Annotated in this window: 19 protein-coding genes and 2 pseudogenes; 7 read left to right on the forward strand and 14 right to left on the reverse strand. The window is 55.8% G+C overall.

Annotated elements, in window-relative coordinates:
- Positions 1-274: 274 nt before the first annotated feature.
- Both ASN_RS14625 and ASN_RS20490 read right to left on the reverse strand, forming a co-directional pair.
- Positions 275-682, reverse strand: coding sequence for a cation transporter (locus ASN_RS14625; protein ID WP_269148857.1), 408 nt, complete (start codon positions 680-682; stop codon positions 275-277).
- A gap of 61 nt (positions 683-743) precedes the next feature.
- Positions 744-1,028: pseudogene (locus tag ASN_RS20490) on the reverse strand (hypothetical protein); the annotation flags it as partial.
- Between the two features lie 64 nt (positions 1,029-1,092).
- Here ASN_RS20490 and ASN_RS14635 point away from each other — a divergent pair.
- A complete protein-coding gene (locus ASN_RS14635; RefSeq protein ID WP_058988594.1) occupies positions 1,093-1,500 on the forward strand; it encodes a MerR family transcriptional regulator in 408 nt (135 codons plus the stop codon).
- 63 nt (positions 1,501-1,563) lie between these two features.
- Here ASN_RS14635 and ASN_RS20585 read toward each other — a convergent pair.
- A pseudogene (locus ASN_RS20585) lies at positions 1,564-1,740 on the reverse strand (Tn3 family transposase); the annotation flags it as partial.
- Between ASN_RS20585 and ASN_RS20625 the strand changes: the two are divergent.
- Positions 1,668-1,949 carry a recombinase family protein gene (locus ASN_RS20625; RefSeq protein WP_457851329.1) on the forward strand — a complete coding sequence of 94 codons (282 nt, stop codon included), beginning with the start codon at positions 1,668-1,670 and terminating at the stop codon, positions 1,947-1,949. The pseudogene ASN_RS20585 and the gene ASN_RS20625 overlap by 73 nt on opposite strands.
- Before the next feature lie 183 nt (positions 1,950-2,132).
- Here the strand turns inward: ASN_RS20625 and ASN_RS14645 are convergent, their stop codons facing one another.
- Genes ASN_RS14645 through ASN_RS14660 form a run of 4 tightly spaced genes read right to left on the reverse strand, consistent with a single transcriptional unit; the run spans position 2,133 to position 5,139 of the window.
- Positions 2,133-3,284, reverse strand: coding sequence for an L-dopachrome tautomerase-related protein (locus tag ASN_RS14645; RefSeq protein WP_058988596.1), 1,152 nt, complete (start codon positions 3,282-3,284; stop codon positions 2,133-2,135).
- Between the two features lie 4 nt (positions 3,285-3,288).
- Complete coding sequence (locus tag ASN_RS14650) at positions 3,289-3,723, reverse strand: cupin domain-containing protein (RefSeq protein ID WP_058988597.1); 435 nt, start codon at positions 3,721-3,723, stop codon at positions 3,289-3,291.
- On the reverse strand, positions 3,720-4,082 hold the full coding sequence (locus ASN_RS14655; protein ID WP_058988598.1) for a nuclear transport factor 2 family protein: 363 nt from the start codon (positions 4,080-4,082) through the stop codon (positions 3,720-3,722). The genes ASN_RS14650 and ASN_RS14655 overlap by 4 nt, the downstream gene beginning before the upstream one ends.
- A gap of 37 nt (positions 4,083-4,119) precedes the next feature.
- On the reverse strand, positions 4,120-5,139 hold the full coding sequence (locus ASN_RS14660; RefSeq protein ID WP_058988599.1) for a zinc-binding alcohol dehydrogenase family protein: 1,020 nt from the start codon (positions 5,137-5,139) through the stop codon (positions 4,120-4,122).
- A gap of 100 nt (positions 5,140-5,239) precedes the next feature.
- Here ASN_RS14660 and ASN_RS14665 point away from each other — a divergent pair, with 100 nt between their 5' ends.
- Positions 5,240-5,626: a winged helix-turn-helix transcriptional regulator gene (locus ASN_RS14665; RefSeq protein ID WP_176364899.1), complete on the forward strand. Its 387-nt coding sequence runs from the start codon at positions 5,240-5,242 to the stop codon at positions 5,624-5,626.
- 655 nt (positions 5,627-6,281) lie between these two features.
- Here the strand turns inward: ASN_RS14665 and ASN_RS14675 are convergent.
- Entirely contained in the window at positions 6,282-7,175 is an 894-nt protein-coding gene (locus tag ASN_RS14675) for a LysR family transcriptional regulator (protein ID WP_058988601.1), read from the reverse strand.
- A gap of 353 nt (positions 7,176-7,528) precedes the next feature.
- Here ASN_RS14675 and ASN_RS14680 point away from each other — a divergent pair, with 353 nt between their 5' ends.
- Positions 7,529-8,416, forward strand: coding sequence for an MBL fold metallo-hydrolase (locus tag ASN_RS14680; protein WP_058989369.1), 888 nt, complete (start codon positions 7,529-7,531; stop codon positions 8,414-8,416).
- A 10-nt stretch (positions 8,417-8,426) separates the two neighbouring features.
- Here ASN_RS14680 and ASN_RS14685 read toward each other — a convergent pair whose 3' ends face one another.
- Positions 8,427-9,392, reverse strand: a complete 966-nt coding sequence (locus tag ASN_RS14685) for a LysR family transcriptional regulator (protein ID WP_197603296.1) — start codon at positions 9,390-9,392, stop codon at positions 8,427-8,429.
- A 50-nt stretch (positions 9,393-9,442) separates the two neighbouring features.
- Here ASN_RS14685 and ASN_RS14690 point away from each other — a divergent pair, with 50 nt between their 5' ends.
- Positions 9,443-9,751, forward strand: coding sequence for a hypothetical protein (locus ASN_RS14690; protein ID WP_058988602.1), 309 nt, complete (start codon positions 9,443-9,445; stop codon positions 9,749-9,751).
- An 89-nt stretch (positions 9,752-9,840) separates the two neighbouring features.
- The gene (locus tag ASN_RS14695) at positions 9,841-10,392 is read left to right on the forward strand and encodes a DUF2867 domain-containing protein (protein WP_197603297.1); all 552 of its coding nucleotides are present in this window, start codon (positions 9,841-9,843) and stop codon (positions 10,390-10,392) included.
- A gap of 141 nt (positions 10,393-10,533) precedes the next feature.
- On the opposite strand, the gene ASN_RS14700 is transcribed toward ASN_RS14695, so the two are convergent.
- The 5 genes from ASN_RS14700 to ASN_RS14720 form a co-directional block, all read right to left on the reverse strand.
- On the reverse strand, positions 10,534-11,814 hold the full coding sequence (locus ASN_RS14700; RefSeq protein WP_058988603.1) for an MFS transporter: 1,281 nt from the start codon (positions 11,812-11,814) through the stop codon (positions 10,534-10,536).
- A gap of 109 nt (positions 11,815-11,923) precedes the next feature.
- On the reverse strand, positions 11,924-12,766 hold the full coding sequence (locus ASN_RS14705; protein WP_058988604.1) for an alpha/beta fold hydrolase: 843 nt from the start codon (positions 12,764-12,766) through the stop codon (positions 11,924-11,926).
- 17 nt (positions 12,767-12,783) lie between these two features.
- Positions 12,784-13,731: an alpha/beta fold hydrolase gene (locus ASN_RS14710; RefSeq protein ID WP_086896542.1), complete on the reverse strand. Its 948-nt coding sequence runs from the start codon at positions 13,729-13,731 to the stop codon at positions 12,784-12,786.
- A gap of 83 nt (positions 13,732-13,814) precedes the next feature.
- The gene (locus ASN_RS14715) at positions 13,815-14,426 is read right to left on the reverse strand and encodes a TetR/AcrR family transcriptional regulator (protein WP_099048385.1); all 612 of its coding nucleotides are present in this window, start codon (positions 14,424-14,426) and stop codon (positions 13,815-13,817) included.
- A 93-nt stretch (positions 14,427-14,519) separates the two neighbouring features.
- Positions 14,520-15,494, reverse strand: a complete 975-nt coding sequence (locus ASN_RS14720; RefSeq protein WP_082666711.1) for an AraC family transcriptional regulator — start codon at positions 15,492-15,494, stop codon at positions 14,520-14,522.
- Between the two features lie 38 nt (positions 15,495-15,532).
- Between ASN_RS14720 and ASN_RS14725 the strand changes: the two genes are divergently transcribed.
- Positions 15,533-16,417 carry an oxidoreductase gene (locus tag ASN_RS14725; protein WP_231948247.1) on the forward strand — a complete coding sequence of 295 codons (885 nt, stop codon included), beginning with the start codon at positions 15,533-15,535 and terminating at the stop codon, positions 16,415-16,417.
- Positions 16,418-16,791: the final 374 nt, after the last annotated feature.

Genomic DNA, 16,791 nt, shown 5'->3' on the forward strand with positions numbered 1-16,791 from the left:
TTGGAATCCTCCGTATCTGATAAGCAGTGTCGGACGATGCAAGGAATATGGCGCGCAAAAAGCCCGTTAGCAAGACGGGAATGATGGTGAAAAACGCGCACATGAATGTCGACTGAGTCAGTATTTCACCTTACAGACCACGTTCCATTCAGCCCCCACAACTACCTGTCGTCTTAATGGAAGCATAGCGGGCAGACTGCAGTCGCCTACTTCTACGACGTGGCTGGCCCGCTTTGCGTTGCCGGGAAGCGGACATGGGCGCATGATCCTCACCCTATGCGGCGGCTGCCTTCGTGCCAGTCGCGTCGGTTCGATATTCTCCCCATGCCTGCCGCAGGATCTGCACCGCTGATGACAGGAAGATGCCAGCCATGATCGCGGCCACCGCAAGGTCGGGCCATGCGCTGGTGGTGCTCCAGACGCCGAGCGCCGCGCCCATGACGATCAGGTTGCCGATCGCATCGTTGCGAGAGCAGAGCCACACCGAGCGCACGTTGGCGTCGCCATCCTTGTAGGGCAGGAGCAGGAACACCGAGGCAAGGTTCGCGGCCAGCGCCAGGACGCCGATCGCACCCATGATCTCGGCCTGCGGAACGCCGAGGATTAGCGTGTGGTAGACGGTGGACCCGAACACCCACAGCGCCATCAGCGACAGCGAGACGCCCTTGGCGAGTGCCGCCATGGCTCGCCGTGCGCAGGCTCGCGCCGATCACCGCCAGGCTCAAACCGTAGGTGACGGTATCGGCCAGGAAGTCGAGTGCGTCGGCCTTGAGGGCTTGCGAGCCAGCGAGCTGTCCTGCCGCCATTTCGGTCACGAACATCGCTCCATTGATCGCGATCACCGTCCACAGGACGCGCTTGTAGCGCGGGTCTACACCGTCGAAGACCGGGACACCCTTCGGGCAGCAGCTATCCTCGACGGTGCCGCATGTCGTCACCTCGACGGTTGGTGTGACTGTTTTCGTGGGCACGACCAGAGGTGGCGGAGCGCAACTGGCGGTCTCGGACTTGCAGCAGTTCTCGGACATGGGTGACTCCTTCTCGGGATCACCCTACAATCTCTAGCCACTAGAGCTTCAAGGGAAAAGCACCATGAGGATCTCGATTGGCGAGTTGGCGCGGCGCACTGGGGTCAAGGTGCCGACGATCCGCTACTACGAAGGCGTCGGGCTTCTTCCGACACCGGCACGAACGGAAGGGCGGCAAAGGCGCTTCGGTGCGGACGAGCTCGCCCGGCTCAACTTCATTCGTCATTCCCGCGAGCTGGGCTTCGAGATCGCCGACATTCGTGAGTTGCTGACGCTTAGCGAGCAGCCGGAGCGTTCCTGCGGCGAGGTGGACGCTATCGCCCGCCGCCACGTCGAGAATATTGACCGACGGATTGGGAGGCTGGTGGCGCTGCGCGCCGAGCTGCAACGCTCGCTAGATCGGTGTGCGCGCGGTACGGTCGAGGAATGCCGGGTGATCGAAGTGCTGGGCTACGGGGACGACAGGGTTTAGCGAAAGGCAGCTCAGATTACCGGGGAGCAGTGAGAGGCTGTTCGAAAACGTACGCTAAGGATTTTAGGAACCGGATTGCAACCGAAGAGGCCTGAAATTATCTCGCGGCGGCCCGATTTCGCCCCAAAGATAATCACCTGTCAGGCCAATATGCTCCCAGCCGAGTGGTGCTACATGAGCAAGCACGTCATCGGGCACCGCGATGCCCGTCTGACGAAGATGCTGAGCGGCACGGTCCAGACCTGACCAAACGCGGTGTCGGGTTGAAGGTCCTGGCGGGCGAAGGAGCCTCGATCGATACCACCACCGCAAATGGTCGCTTGATCTTCGCGATCTTTGCCGGACTGGCGGAGTTCGAGCGGGAATTGATCGTTGAACGCACACGCGCAGGTCTGGCTTCTGCACGTGCCCGAGGACGGCAGGGTGGCCGTCCCTTCAAGATGACCTGAGCCAAACTTCGTCTGGCTTAGGCCGCCATGAGTGATCCTGAAACCCAGGTTGGAGATCTGTGTTCTGAACTGGGGATCAGCCGCCAGACGTTGTATCGACATGTCATTCCCGAGGGTAAAATCAGACCGGATGGGGAAAAACTTCTGGCGCAAAAAACACGAAAAATCTCTCAAAACTGAGACTTATGGCTTATCTCTGGTGTGGGTAACGTGAGGATCGATCGACACCATCAGAAACGGTTGGTGACTGCGGGCTTGCCCTTGATGGAACTGTGGAAGACGATCCAGTTGTGCGATTGGCAACCAGAGACGACCGTCTGAAGCAAGACAAGGTGCATCCGCCCAGTGCAGACGTAAATCCGAGATCAGTCTCGTGATCTTTCCGGAAACGTCTCTCCGATAAACGCCATTATCCCTCAGGTTGGTGAAATAGAGATTTCCTGCGGTATCCATGGCGCTCCCCCCGATGGGAGGTAAATCAGACCAAGGCTGAACAGCAGCAGACAAATCGGTTGACGACACATTCGAATCATCAAGCAAAGCTGTCGGGACGCGGGACCACGGCCCTTCAAGCGGACCGAAATACAGCCATTTCCCGTCCGGACTGACTTCAAGCGGATCGGCATTCACCAGAAGCGGCTGATGCGGACCTGTCTTCACGACGTGCCCATCCATGACAATCAGTCGATCTGTGCGTGCGCGTGTGGAAACATCGTTGTCCAGAACGCGGCGTGCATGGCCTGTTCTGATATCAAGAACAATCAACGCTGCCTTGCCCGCATCCGTCAGATAGGCATGCGTCCCGTTGAAACGGATATCGTCGATATAGCTGCCTGCCTGCGCGATTTCTGGACCCAGAGGATAGATCCGCAGCACATGACCTGTTGCCGGATCAATGCGGACCAGTTTGGCTCCGGCAGATACGGGGCTGCCTCCAAAAGAGGGAGTTCCAGTATCAACAACCCAAAGCATTCCATCAGGAGCAACATGGAGGGCATTGACGCTAACAAACCGATGCGTCGCATCCTGCCCGGGTTTCCAGCCATTCCAGGCAGCATCCGGAAACGGCTCTATCTCTTTGCTCTTCGTCAAAAGACCCACGGCAGGCCCGGAAAACCCGGTCCAGCGAGGGCCTGCGACAAACACATGACCACCAGCAAGCGCCACGGCGTTCCAGTCCATTGACTTAGTGGTCGCTTCGATCCTGATGTTTTGGGCATGCACAGGTTCGAGGTGCGCGCACGCAGCAACGAGCGCCATGAAAGCGGCGATGGCGCTTTTGTGCAGAGTTCTCTTTGAAAAATCCTGCCGTCGTATCTGTTTCATGAGCCCCATGACGTCAGATCCTCGCAATAAAACCGGACGGCGTGCCGGCGGCAGGATCGACGAACACCACGTCGTCCGGTGCACGACGCGGTGTATCAATGGCGAGAAAAACGACAGGATGGCTCAGAATGCGGGGCACGGCATGCACAGCCTGACGGGGGAACACCAGAAGATGGCCGGGTGCAAACGGGGCTTCGTCAGCCGGATCATCTATCCAGAATGTGCCTGTCCCGGACAGGACATGAAGCACTTCATCGCACTGGGTATGATAATGCGGCGGCACATCCCGATAGATCCGGAAGACCCGGATACTGGCTTCAGGCTTGTCGGTCAGATAGGTGTCCAGCAGCATTGTGTCCGCCGTTTCCGGGAACGCTGCGGCAATTTCATTGAGGTTGAACCGTCCACCCGTCCGGTTCAAGGTCATCAGATGCTCTTCGTCATTCATAACACCAGTTCTCCACTTCCAAGAAGTTTCTGTATGGCGGCAGTATCGGCGACCTGATGCAGTGCCGTGATCTCTCCGTTTTCCACGGTCCAGAGATGCGCGAAGGCAATATCGCCTGACTGCCCACGCGCTGTTCGCACGCGGTAAACACCTGTTGTCGCGACCCTCTTTCCTTTGGCGGTGACGCTGTGTGGAAGTGTCACGTAATCCGAAAAATGTTTCATGATCCTGGTGAAAAACTGCTCTTCCACAGCTTTTCGTCCAACATACTGCCCACCTTCAGGGAAGGTCGGAAGAACACTCCAGACAATTCCATCAGAAAGGAGTGTCGTATCACCGGTCCTGTACCAGGTTTCCACGAGCGTTTTTAGCTGTTTCAGTCATGATCTGCTCCATTCAGGCAGGGAAACCTTCGAGTACGATCTTACCTTTGGCCTGACCGCTCTCGATCAGGGCATGAGCCTTCCGCAGGTTGGCGGCGGTGATCGCGCCAAGATTTTTGCCGAGCGTCGTGCGAAGACGACCTTCATCTACGAGCCGCGACACGTCGTTCAGGAGCTTCCCCTGCGCGCTGATGTCTGCCGTTCCGAACAGTGAGCGGGTGAACATCAGCTCCCAGTGCAGGGACAGGCTTTTCTTTTTGAGAGGGACGGCATTCAGATCAGCCGGATCATCAATCAGACCGAAATGTCCCTGGGGCGCAAGAAGTTCGATGATTTCTGACAAATGTTGATCCGTCTGCGTCGTGGAAAAGACAAAGCCGGGAGCGCCCGTAGGAAGGGCAGCAACCTGTGCGGCCAGAGGCTTGCTGTGATCGATCACGTAATCTGCCCCGAGAGATGCGACCCAGTCCTGCGTTTCGGGGCGTGAAGCCGTGGCAATAACTGTGATGTCGGTCAGAACCTTGAGCAACTGGATCGCCATGGAACTGACCCCACCTGCGCCCCCGATGATTAATACGGACGATGTCGTTCCTGGAACAGGCCGACCAATGTCCAGACGATCGAAAAGCATCTCCCAGGCAGTGATTGCGGTCAGAGGTAAGGCTGCGGCTTCGGCCCAGTTCAGGGAGCGGGGTTTGCGACCAACAATCCGTTCATCAACCAGATGAAACTCGGCGTTGGTCCCCGGGCGATTGATCGCCCCCGCATAAAAGACCTCATCGCCGACAGAGAAATTCGTCACGTCCGGTCCGGTTCCAACAACAATACCTGCGGCATCCCAGCCCAGAACGCGCCACTGACCCACCTCTGGTGCTGCGCTGCTGCGGACTTTCGTATCAACCGGATTGACCGACACCGCCCTGATTTCCACCAGAATATCCCGACCCGTGGGGACAGGTTTTGGAAGATCGATGTCCTGAAGAGAGGCCGGATTTTCGATGGGAAGCGGCGTCTGATAACCGATGGCCCGCATGATATCTGCTCCTGTGTTGAGTCAGGAGAAGCGTGAGCGCTATGATGCTTTCAGACAAGAACGCACTTTTAACGCCTATAGTGTCGGAAATGATACCGTTATGACCCGCATTCGCCATAAGTCGCTTGATTGCAGCCCCGGCTGCGCTGTTGAAGCAACGCTTCAGCTCATTGACGGGAAATGGAAAGGCGTGATCCTCTACCACCTGCTTCAGGGGACTTTACGCTTCAACGCCATCCGTAAGCGCCTGCCCAATATCACCCAAAGAATGCTGACAACGCAGCTTCGCGAACTGGAGCGTGACGGGTTTGTCTTAAGGACGGTCTACCCGGAAGTTCCGCCAAAGGTGGAATACAGCCTCACTACACGCGGGCAAACCCTCGAGCCTGTTATCATGGCTCTCAAGGCCTGGGGCGACGAGCACACAACGTTCGGACATGTTCCTGAGATCTGCGCCGATATGAAAGGCTCTCCAACAAACTCTTAGCGTACGTTTTCGGCCAACCTCTCACCGCTCCCCGTACCCCTTTCACACCGAATCAGAATGTCCGCTTCCACAGGTCGTTCGCTTGAAGCGGACCGACTGCAATGCGGGGTAAGCCGACGGTCGGCTGCAAATCGGTAAGAGTGGAGAAGCCGACACTCATATGCTCGACAACATCTGCTGCCAAGCACAGAGCTATCAACGAATCGGTTCATCTAGTTACATTCCTGATTGCCTCTTGATATCCGAACGCAGATTGCTGCTAGGCGGGAGAGAGCGTGGCTGATTTAGATTGACGATGAAGGTTGCTAGCCTTTCGGACGTGAACTGGGCGATGATCCTGAGTTGCTCCTCGGTCAGCATGTCGCCTGGCTGCGTACCATAGTTCTCGCTGTCGCTTACGAGCGATGCCGGGGCTGAAGACTGCATCGGTCGCCTGCTTCGCGGCCTCATTGTCGCAGTGCTTATAATCAAAGATATCTGCTCTCACCGGTCGTCACGTAAGCCATAGTGCGGCATCTGTTGTTCTCCTCCAAAGCCGGGAAAACAGTCAGCACAGAGCGACAGGACGTACAATCCTCACTTCAAGCTCTCAGGGCTTAACGACGACACGCCGTAGGTCGGGTCCCAAAAACGGACCTTGATGCTGAAAAAATGCTTAGGGGGGAAATGCCTGCTGAAGCTCGGTTACAAATATTCGAAGCTTGGGTGTCATGACCGAGCCCGCATTATAGAGCAAATGCATGGGTCTGTCAGGAATTGTCCAATGTGACAGGATGCGGACAAGGCTTTGGTTCTGTATTTCTGGAAGCAGCGCTGGCTCATATCCCAGCAGGATCCCGTCGCCAGCAAGCGCTGCAGAATGCAGGACGCTTGAGTCATTACTGATAATCTTGCCAGAGATGGGGACAGAGCGCGTAATGCTCCCCCGTGAAAAAGACCATGTCGTTACAGGACCGCCAGCATTTTCATACACGAGACACTGGTGCTCGGTCAGATCTTCAGGCGTATCTGGAATTCCATGTTTTTCCAGATAATTCTGAGTGGCGCAGATGACCCGTCGATAGGCCGTCAGAGGACGACTGATGGCTGTGAGGTCCGTGTCCAGTTTGCCAATTCGGATAACGGCTTCATGGCCATCCATCGTGGGATGGACCCGTTGGTCTGTCAGAGACAACTGGAACTGGACTTCCGGATATCTTTTTTGAAAATCGTGAAGAAACGGAAGAAATACCGTTCGCCCGAAGGTAACGGGGACACTGACAGATAACGTTCCGCGCGGTGTACCAAGCGTATTGGCCGCCAGACTGTCCGCCCGTTCGGCAGCCTTTAGCACAAGGTGACACTGCTCGCAGTAAAGTCGTCCGGTTTCTGTCAGGCTTTGACGACGGGTGGTCCGATGCAGCAGGCGCGCGCCAAGATGACGCTCGAGAGCCTCTATATGTTTGGCCACCATCTGTGGCGACAGGTTCAGACGCTGGGCGACCGCTGCAAAAGAGCCCAATTCTACAACCTTGATGAAAACCTTCATGCTGGTCAGACGGTCAAGCATTCATCACCCTTAGTTGTGACTGATGTCTTATATAGACGATTTATCCTCGAAAAAAGAAGAATATGCTGAGCTTTCCGATTGATGAGCAAGCCATTCTCTGATGGAGACTTTCGAAATGCCTGTTTTTCTTTCTCGTATGGGTCACCCGGACGGCGACGGGTGAGGGGAACAAGTCGTGGCCCATGTGCTGTCTCTCAAACGTATGATCCAAGCAGACAGCCTCCTAGTCTTCGCTGTTCGGTTGCCTGTCAGACCGTACGGCCGGGTGCCCCCTACAAGAATTTAAGTCTCGATTACTTCACGCTGATAGTGCGATTTTCTTACGCTGGAAAATGAAAGGAAGTCCTATGCTTATGAACGCTCCTCAATGGTACACCATAGGTGATGCCCGTATCCTGAAAATTCAGGATCTGACGCTGGCTGCACTCTCCCCAGAACAGCTGCTTCCAGACTGGGATGGCGCGCGTGCTCTTCAGGTTTATCCTCAATTGTCTGAAACGCTGGATGTTTCAGGAGCAAATATCCTTTTGAGCATTCATAGCTGGTTGATTGAGGATCGCGGCCGGAAAATTCTTGTCGATACGGGAGCCGGAAATAACAAAGCACGCCCAGCGGCACCGTATTTTGATCATTTACAGACTGCATGGCTTGAAAATCTAATGCGCGCTGGTGTCCGACCGGAAGAAATCGATTTTGTTCTTCTGACACATCTGCATGTCGATCATGTCGGGTGGAATACACGAAAGCAGAACGGCACCTGGGTTCCCACCTTCCCGAATGCTCGGTATCTCTTTTCCAAAGCCGAATACGACTTTTTTAGTGATTCGGCTCATGATACTGCCCGTAATAAAACCAGCTTCATGACACGCGAAGATAGCGTTGATCCAATTGTTTCGGCGGGTCTTGCAGACCAGATTGACGTGGATGGGACGGAAATCCTCGAGGGGTTTTCCTTTCACCCGACACCGGGGCATACACCCCATCATGCATCTATTGTCCTGAAGTCTGGCACAGAGTGTGCACTCTTTACGGGGGACGTCATGCATCATCCGATTCAGGTTAGTTTTCCGGAGTGGAGTGCCGTTTTTGACGCAGATCCTCAGACCGCCATTACGTCGCGCAAATGGGCCTTGGATTACGCTGTCGAACACGACGCTACAGTGTTTACCACGCATTTTCCGATGACATCCGCAGGTAGAGTAATACCACACAATAAGAAAATAGACTGGTATTTCCGCTAGATTTCTATTTTTAAATCTTCCAGGTCGAAGGGAGGGTGGCAAGAAAATCCATAACGATTTGTGTGCGTGCAGGCGTATGGCGTTTCTCCAGCCGCACGGCAGAAAGAGGTTCCTCAGCGATCCGCCAGTCCTTTAACACCTCGACGACATGGCCCCTTCGAAGATCATCAAGACCCAGCCATGCAGGTGCCCACCCGATGCCGAACCCGGCCCGAATGATGCTCCAGGCGGTCTCAGCATCGTCAAAGACATGCTTTGATCGGGGAACATAACGTATGGTCTTTCCATCTATCGGTGACACGAAGCGCCAATTGTCGATTTGGCCTGTTCCCTTATTCCTGAAGCCGATTTGCGTGTGTCCTGCCAGATCCGCCGGTGTTTCCGGCACACCATGACTCTGAAGATATTCGGGGGTGGCACATGCGACCCAAGGGAACGAGTATAGTTTGCGAGAGATATGGCCGGGCAGACCGACGAGACTACCAGAGCGGATAGCGAGATCAATGCCACGTGTGGCGAGATCCGCCATTTCGTCACCCAGTTGGATTTCGATATTGATTTCTGGATGTGCATGCAGGAACGCGGGTAGTTCAGGCATGATACAGGTTCGCGCAAATGCTGTTGGAGCAGTGACCCGGACACGTCCGACGGCACTTTGGGTTCCCAATTCAGCGAGTGACGTTTCTATTTGTGCCAGGCTGTCCAGCAAATGACGACCCTGACTAAGCAGACGGTCACCCTCGTCAGTAAGGGAAAGCGCATGCGTCGTTCGGTGCAGCAGACGAACCCCATGCTTTTGTTCAAATCGAGCTAGGGCCTTTGACATGGCTGAAGTTGTAACGCCCGCGCGACGAGCTGCCTCTGCGAATGAGCCAGCTTCAACGATGCGAACGAACCACAAAAGCTGAAGAAGGCCCGGAGACAGTGATGGTGTGGACATGCAGTCAACACTGACATGAACGCTACTGAGCTTCAAGAGCATCCTCATCTGCCACATATTAAGTCTTACTTAGAATGGAGAGAGAGATGAAATACTTAGTCTTACTGACGCCGGCTGCCGGCAAGAAAGTGGAAGACATCGCACCGCACATGGTTCCGGAGATCAAGGCGGTTTGGGAGTCTTATAATAATGGCGTGCTCCGCGAGTTCTATTTCTCGGCAAGCCCGCCTGTCGTTACTCTGATCTATGAAGTAGCTGATGAAGCCACTCTTCACTCCGAACTCGACCGCTTACCTATGATTCAGGAACATTTGCTTGATCGTCAGGTGGTAGCGCTAGGCCCATTCGTACAGTTTCAGGCCTTGTTCGATAAAAGCCTGTTGGGACCAGCATAAGGTGGTCACGGCGGCATATTCGGATAATCCTTGGATTAGGTTGGAGTTATCACATCGCAGACCCGGAATGATCTTCTGGTGACAAAGAGATGAAAAAACATCATCCGTTGAACATGATATTGAAGGGTACGGGCAATACTGTGAAGTTGGCTCATCTACCTCCAGAGAGCAGTATTGCCAGCACATTCAAGGACGCCGACCTGGTCGACTCCTTTAGCCTAATACCTCATAATGATGTGCCCTACGACATAGACCTTATAGCGCATATCATTTTTGATCGCCCTGCCTGGTGGGTTCGTGGCCTTCTGGCAATACGCGATAATATCGTAGCTCTCTTCGGTCTAAAAACAACGGACGAACTGCGATGTAAGGCGCGCGCAACGGGAAACAAATCCATCGATTTTTTCCCGGTTCTTGCGCGTAATTCAAGTGAACTTGTACTGGGTGAAAATGACCGGCACCTTGATTTCAAAATTTCGATCTTGCTTCGAATGCCAGTGAATGGAAGCGATTTCGAAGTAATTGTCACGACCGTCGTCCACTGCCACAACAATCTGGGCCGTCTTTATCTGGCCTTGATTAAGCCGTTTCATTTCCTTGTCGTTCGGTCAAGCTTGAAACGTGTAGGAAGGAAAGCTTGAGCCTTTACGATGACAAAAGAGCTTGCTGAGACAAAGCGATGTGTTCCCAAAAAGTCATATAATCCCAGATAAGATGAGAAAAACCCGTTTCCGCACAGCACAGTTTTGCATAATCTATATTGTTTCCGGTTGATGATCGGGTCAGTTCATTGTTTTCTGCAAGGCGCGACCCTTACCGATGCTTGCGGCGAGAAACGCTGCCACAACCCCAGCAGTGCCTGCGAGGACAAGCATGTCCTGATAGCTTCCCTGCGCCTGGCGCAGTATGCCCGCGAGGGACGCGGCACAAGCTGCGCCAATCTGGTGCCCGAAGACGATCCAGCCGAACACGATGGGAGCAGACCGTTCTCCAAATGCCATGTTGGACAGACGCAAGGTTGGCGGAACTGTTGCGATCCAGTCGAGGCCGTAGAATATTCCGAAGATCATCAGACTTTCAGGCGAGAAATCGATGAAGGGTAGCGCAATCAGCGACAACCCCCGCAGCCCGTAATAGGAAAACAGCAACCAGCGTGCATCTAGCCTGTCTGTCAGCCAGCCGGACAGCGTCGTGCCGACAAGATCGAACATCCCCATCATGGCCAGATAACCGGCTGCTGGAACTTCCCCGATGCCATGATCGGCACAGATCGCGATGAAGTGCGTACCAATCAGTCCATTCGTGGTGAAACCGCAGACAAAGAAGGTGGCGAACAGAAACCAGAAGTCTCGTTTGCGCGTAGCCGCCAGAAGGGCTGTTATGGCCGTGCGTAAGGGGTTCTGGTCCGTATACCGAAGCGACTCATGATCCGGCTCTGCCCCATGCGGCACCAGTCCACGATCAGCCGGGTGCTCGGGCAGGAAAAGAGCCACAAGGGGCACCAGTATCAGGGTGGTTGCGGCAACGGCCATGACAGGTGCCTGCCAGCCGAAATGATGGGCAAGTGCCGCAAGACCCGGCAGGAAAAGCAATGAACCTGTTGCCGTGCTGGCAGCCAGTAACCCCATGATCGTGCCACGCCGGGCCACGAACCAGCGGTTTACCACTGTGGCACCCAGCACCATCGCCACCGCACCCGTCCCGAAGCCCGTCAGCACACCCCAGGTCAGAAAAAACTGCCAGGGTTGCGTCATCCCCAGTGACATGAGCGTCGACAGACCGATCAGCAGCAGCGCACCAATCAGCATGCGGCGGATGCCGAACTTCTGCATGAGGGCTGCGGAGAAAGGCCCAACGAGCCCGTACAGGAAGATGCCCACTGCGGCCGAGAGGGAAATGCTGCTGCGGCTCCAGCCCAACGCGTCCTGCAACGGCATCATCAGCACGCCGGGAGTGGCCCGGACACCAGCGGATACCAGCAGTGAGAGAAACGTGAGCCCGACCACCAGCACGAAGACATGCGGGCGTTGTGTTCTCATGTTTCGGGGTATGGCAAGCTTCATATGACTGACCGGTAAGTTACGTTGTCCCGACCGTGGGGGCCGATCGGGAACATCGTCAAGTTGCGAGTTTGGAAATGTTGTCTCACGCAGCGGCCTGGTTTCTTCAGCCTTAAACCCCGTGAAACCTGTTGATCTCCCGCGCGATCCATTCCGGTTTCTCATCGGGCACCCAGTGGCCGCAGTCGGGGATGACGCCGCCCTGCACATTATTCGCTACCAGCTTCATCGAGCGCAGTGGGATCTCGCCCATGCAATGTGAGCCGCCATAGGCAAGGACCGGAATTGTCAGCTTCGTTCTCGCCAGTTCGCGGCTTTGCACTGCGGTTTCCGGAAAGGCGCGATAGTAATTGAAGTCGGCGCGCATCCCACCGAGCCCGCTATAGCAGCGCACGTATTCGGTGATGTCGGCTTCCGTGATCGAACGCGGGTCGAACGCATAGCGCTTGAAGAAGAAGCTAAGATACTCGCGCTCGCGCCCGGCAAGGAGTGCTTCCGGTAAGTCAGCCTCCTGATGGAAGCCGAAATGCCAGTATTCCTTCGATGCATCATCGTCGCTTTCTATGCCGAGGATCTTGCTTTCGAGGAACACCAGACTCTTGACCTCGGTAGGGTGACGAGCAGCATAGGCATAGGCCACCCGTGCGCCATTATCATGCGCCACCAGGCGGATGCTTGCGAAGCCAAGGTGGCGGACGAGTGCGTGCAACTCGTCGGCGACGGTGTTGCTGTCGTAACCGCTGGCCGGCCGCGAGGAATCGCCAGCACCGCGCATGTCTACCGCGATCACTTCATGGCCCGCCTCGACGAGGTGGGGAATGACACGATGCCATTCGTACCACGTCTGGGGCCAGCCATGGACAAGCAGCACTGGCTCACCTTTACCGGCGCGGACATAATGGAGGTGCACGTCGCCGATCTGGGCTATGGCGTGTGTCAGGGTAGGGTGGGGCATGTCGTGTCTCCTGTCTGTCAGGCGTAGGGAGCGAGAAAGGCCTGAAGTGCTGCAAGAAGAACTTCAGGCTGTTCCTCGGCCGGATAATGGCCGCTGTCGGGAATGATGACAGATTGCACGTCATCGGCGACGGATCGGAGTTCCTGTTCGACCATGTCGCTGCACGCAAGGGCGCCGGAGAAGGCCAGCACCGGTAGTGCGATCCTGCGTGCCATACGCCGACGATATTGCGGGATCGAAGCATCGATTGCCCGGTAATATTCAAAGCTCGCGCGCAGGGCTTTGGGGTCGCGCCGCAGTTGTTCGATGTAAAAGTCACGCGCAGCGGCGGGGAGCGCCTCCGGTGAACCCGCCTTGGTGGCGAACTGGTAGCCGAAATAGATCGCCTCACGGCCTTGGACCAGCGCCTCGTTAACGCCGAGCGCACGGTTGAAGTTAAAGTGCCACAGGAAGTCGCTGGTGCGTCGGTCGTCGCTAATCAGCGGCGGCGACGCGGAGAGACCAGGGATGATCGCCTCTCCCAGCGCAATGCGGGCAATCCGCTCCGGCCGATCAGCAGCCATCGCGTAGCCGGTCCACATGCCGATGTCGTGACCGACCATGGCGAAGCGTTCGTGGCCGAGCGCATCCATGAGCGCGAACATGTCGGCGGACAGCGTATCGGCATCATAGCCATCCTCCGGCTTGTCGGAGAGGCCGACGCCGCGCGGGTCGACGGCGATGACGGTGAAGCGTTCGGCCAGCGGCAGCATGAGTGCGCGCCACGCGAACCAGTTTTGCGGCCAACCGCCGAGCAGCAGCAACGCAGGCCCTTGGCCGCCGATTACGGCATGCAGACGCACGGCGCCGATATCGATCAGATAGCTCTTGAAGGTATCGGTAAAGCCATCCGGCAGAAGGGGAACGCCCGTTACCGAACCAAAGCCAGAGACAGGTTCGCCGATCGAAAATCCAGCAGGTTGCATGCGCATCATCTTTTATGTGATACGCAGCACATATATCGCTCAGTGCCGACCCGCAAGTATTCTGTGATGGTTGTTACATAATATTAGCGGGGGATCAGGCGATCCAGGAATAGGTCGGCCGCAGCGAGGAGCGTCGGTTGTGACACGCCATCTACGGTTTCGATCGATATCCCATTGAGGAACGTCATGACGCAGGCCGCGAGCGCCTTTTCATCGGCTTCGGGCGCCAGTTCGCCATTCTGTTTTGCCTTTAACAGACGCTCTACGAGGAGGATGCGAATGCGTTCGCGCTGGTCTCGCAGGAAGGTGCGAATGGGGTCACTGAGAGGCCCAAGATGACGAGCGCCGAGCACGATCAGACAACCGCGCGGTTCGTCATTGCGGGTAAAGGTCTGGATTGCCTCGGCCAGCATCGATCGTAGCGTATGACGCACGTCATCGTCATCGGTCAGCGCCCGCATGGTCGAGCCGCCATCGGATGCGACGTACAGTTCGACTGCTTCGCGGAAGAGGTCTTCCTTGCTGCCGAAGGCGGCGTAAATACTGGGGGAGTTGATCTGCATGGCATCGACAAGCTGCGTCATCGACGCGCCGTCAAAACCATGCTGCCAGAACACATTCATGGCGCTTCGGAGGGCTTCGTCCCGATTAAAGGTGCGCGGTCTGCCACGTCGTGCTGCAGGCGTCTTTGTCATCTTGGTCCCCAATATGTGCCGAGTGATACATATAGGTGAGGCACCTGAAGAAGAACAGAACGGCTCTTGCCAAAGGCCGACTGCGCGGATCTATCAGTCCTGGCCATTTTTCAAATGCGGTCGTTTTCGGGATGCTTCAGGTGCAAGATTTTCATTTCGATCCCACATCGGATCCCCTAAATGTTCCCGCATCCACCTTGTCTCTTCGCTGGGACTGCGGCGGAAATGGCGTTTGAAGTCTCTGCTGAACTGGGCGGGACTGGCATAGCCGACTTCGGCGGCAATAGCAGCAATCGCTCCCTTACGCCGTGCGATCATCAGTCTGGCTTCGTGCAACCGTAAAGCCTTGATGTACTGGATCGGAGTGTTGCCAGTAAGAGACTTAAAGCCGGCGTGATAGGAAGGGACACTCATACCGACCGTTGCAGCGAGTTCCGATACTGACAAGCCTTCATTATAGCGTTCGCGGATCAGCGACAGGCTTTGCACGATCCTGTCTGTCGTGTCATTGCGACGCAGCGCCGCCATGAGCGAGCAGCCCTGAGGACCGATCAGGACGCGATAATGCAACTCGCGCAGCAACCCCGGACCAAGGATGGCGAGTTCCTGTGGATGATGAAGAGCATGAAGCAGACGCTGGAGCGCACCCGTAATGGAGGGCATCATCCGACTGGAAACCAGACTTCTTGCCTGCACCTTCTCATCGTGACCAATCTGCCCATCCAGGGTGGTCACGATTTCAGCTGCAAGCTGCAGGTCAAAATCAAAGTAGATGGCAAGCAGAGGCCGAGCAGGACTAGCCTGCGAAGCCATCCGAAAAGGCACTGGAACCGAAACGGCAAGATAATGGTCAGCGTCATATCGGTAGACCTCGCCATTGAGGAAGCCCTGCTTGGTCCCTTGCAAGACGAAGACCGCACCAGGGCGATACAGGACCGGTACATCTTCAAGGATGGTATCGGAACGCAGGATGCGGATACCCGGCAAGAGCGTGGCATTGTAGCCAGGTCGGGGGGCGAGTTCGGCGGCCAGCGCGAGAAGAGAAAAGGATTCAGGTGAAGGAATCATAGGATCGAGCAAGAAAATCAGAGGAATTGCGATGGAAAATGCATCAAGACAATATTATTGATCAAAGCATGAATACGATCAAGCAGAGTGAAGCCATGTCAAAGCAAACTTTTTTCATCACGGGCGCCAATTCAGGGTTTGGTTTTGCCATTGCCCAGGCCGCCCTTGCGGCAGGGCATCGGGTGATTGGCACAGTCCGGTCGCAAACCGCACACGCGTCCTTACTGGAACGACTGCCGGATGTTGGCGTAGTCCTGTGTGACGTTACCGAGTTCGACAGTATTCCCGCCATCGTCGCACAGGCAGAAGAAGACCACGGCCCGATCGACGTGCTCATCAATAATGCAGGCTATGGGCATGAGGGCATTCTGGAGGAATCCCCTCTCGGGGAAATGCGCCACCAGTTCGACGTCAATGTCTTCGGAGCTGTTGCGGTCGCCAAAGCCTTCCTGCCGCGTTTTCGCGAACGTCGCAGCGGGTTTATCGTGAACGTGACCTCAATGGGAGGTCTGATCACCATGCCGGGCATAGCGTATTATTGTGGCAGTAAGTTTGCCCTGCAGGGGATTTCGGAAGTCATGCGTGCAGAAATGGCGCCCTTCGGCGTTCATGTCACGGCGCTGTGCCCCGGATCATTCCGCACAGACTGGGCCGGGCGTTCGATGGTCAGGACCGAGCGCTCGATCGCGGACTATGACGCTCTGTTCGATCCGATCCGGGCTGCACGACACGAGAAGGACGGCAAGCAGTTGGGCGATCCGGCGAAACTCGCCGCCGCAGTGCTTAAGCTTGTTGCGTCGGACGCGCCGCCTCCGCAACTCCTCTTGGGCAGTGACGCCCTGCGCCTAGTTCGTGACCGTCTCTCTCGCATGGAAAAAGAAATTGCCGATTGGGAAGAAGTCACCCGGTCAACGGACGGCTGATGCTTCTAGGGAGCAGATTTTTCGAATCCAATCTCGGTTGTGAGCGCGTAAGTACCGGGTCTGCTTACGCGCTTACCTCGGAAATTGAGTCTATCGCTATATTTGTTTTTAAGGCAACGCGGACTTTTGGTATTGATCACCAATTATCCAAAAACATTCATAACCGGTGTATGCTGTGAAACAGTCTTTGCGGTGCGTGCAGCCACGCCCAGCGCGAAAAGCGCCGCCATTTGACGAAATAGTGCCGCAGTGTCCGTCGCGACTTCATTTCTCATTGCCTGTATGTCTGAACAGTTCATGACCCGTTTCGCCGGTTAAGGTGTGCAAGTCCTGGGCAGCCGGTAGCCTTTGAGTGAAAGCCGGGTATCGTCATT

The sequence above is a fragment of the Acetobacter senegalensis genome (genome assembly GCF_001499615.1).
GTDB lineage: Bacteria > Pseudomonadota > Alphaproteobacteria > Acetobacterales > Acetobacteraceae > Acetobacter > Acetobacter senegalensis.

What these genes read in the sequence shown, in the direction of transcription:
- ASN_RS14625 (WP_269148857.1), bottom strand. Translation starts at nt 682, where the DNA reads ATGGCGGCACTCGCCAAGGGCGTCTCGCTGTCGCTGATGGCGCTGTGG.
- ASN_RS14665 (WP_176364899.1), top strand. Translation starts at nt 5,240, where the DNA reads ATGACCCGCATTCGCCATAAGTCGCTTGATTGCAGCCCCGGCTGCGCT.
- ASN_RS14680 (WP_058989369.1), top strand. Translation starts at nt 7,529, where the DNA reads ATGAACGCTCCTCAATGGTACACCATAGGTGATGCCCGTATCCTGAAA.
- ASN_RS14645 (WP_058988596.1), bottom strand. Translation starts at nt 3,284, where the DNA reads ATGGGGCTCATGAAACAGATACGACGGCAGGATTTTTCAAAGAGAACT.
- ASN_RS14660 (WP_058988599.1), bottom strand. Translation starts at nt 5,139, where the DNA reads ATGCGGGCCATCGGTTATCAGACGCCGCTTCCCATCGAAAATCCGGCC.
- ASN_RS14710 (WP_086896542.1), bottom strand. Translation starts at nt 13,731, where the DNA reads ATGCAACCTGCTGGATTTTCGATCGGCGAACCTGTCTCTGGCTTTGGT.
- ASN_RS14675 (WP_058988601.1), bottom strand. Translation starts at nt 7,175, where the DNA reads ATGCTTGACCGTCTGACCAGCATGAAGGTTTTCATCAAGGTTGTAGAA.
- ASN_RS14695 (WP_197603297.1), top strand. Translation starts at nt 9,841, where the DNA reads ATGAAAAAACATCATCCGTTGAACATGATATTGAAGGGTACGGGCAAT.
- ASN_RS14720 (WP_082666711.1), bottom strand. Translation starts at nt 15,494, where the DNA reads ATGATTCCTTCACCTGAATCCTTTTCTCTTCTCGCGCTGGCCGCCGAA.
- ASN_RS14650 (WP_058988597.1), bottom strand. Translation starts at nt 3,723, where the DNA reads ATGAATGACGAAGAGCATCTGATGACCTTGAACCGGACGGGTGGACGG.
- ASN_RS14725 (WP_231948247.1), top strand. Translation starts at nt 15,533, where the DNA reads ATGCATCAAGACAATATTATTGATCAAAGCATGAATACGATCAAGCAG.
- ASN_RS14690 (WP_058988602.1), top strand. Translation starts at nt 9,443, where the DNA reads ATGAAATACTTAGTCTTACTGACGCCGGCTGCCGGCAAGAAAGTGGAA.
- ASN_RS14700 (WP_058988603.1), bottom strand. Translation starts at nt 11,814, where the DNA reads ATGAAGCTTGCCATACCCCGAAACATGAGAACACAACGCCCGCATGTC.
- ASN_RS14715 (WP_099048385.1), bottom strand. Translation starts at nt 14,426, where the DNA reads ATGACAAAGACGCCTGCAGCACGACGTGGCAGACCGCGCACCTTTAAT.
- ASN_RS14635 (WP_058988594.1), top strand. Translation starts at nt 1,093, where the DNA reads ATGAGGATCTCGATTGGCGAGTTGGCGCGGCGCACTGGGGTCAAGGTG.
- ASN_RS14705 (WP_058988604.1), bottom strand. Translation starts at nt 12,766, where the DNA reads ATGCCCCACCCTACCCTGACACACGCCATAGCCCAGATCGGCGACGTG.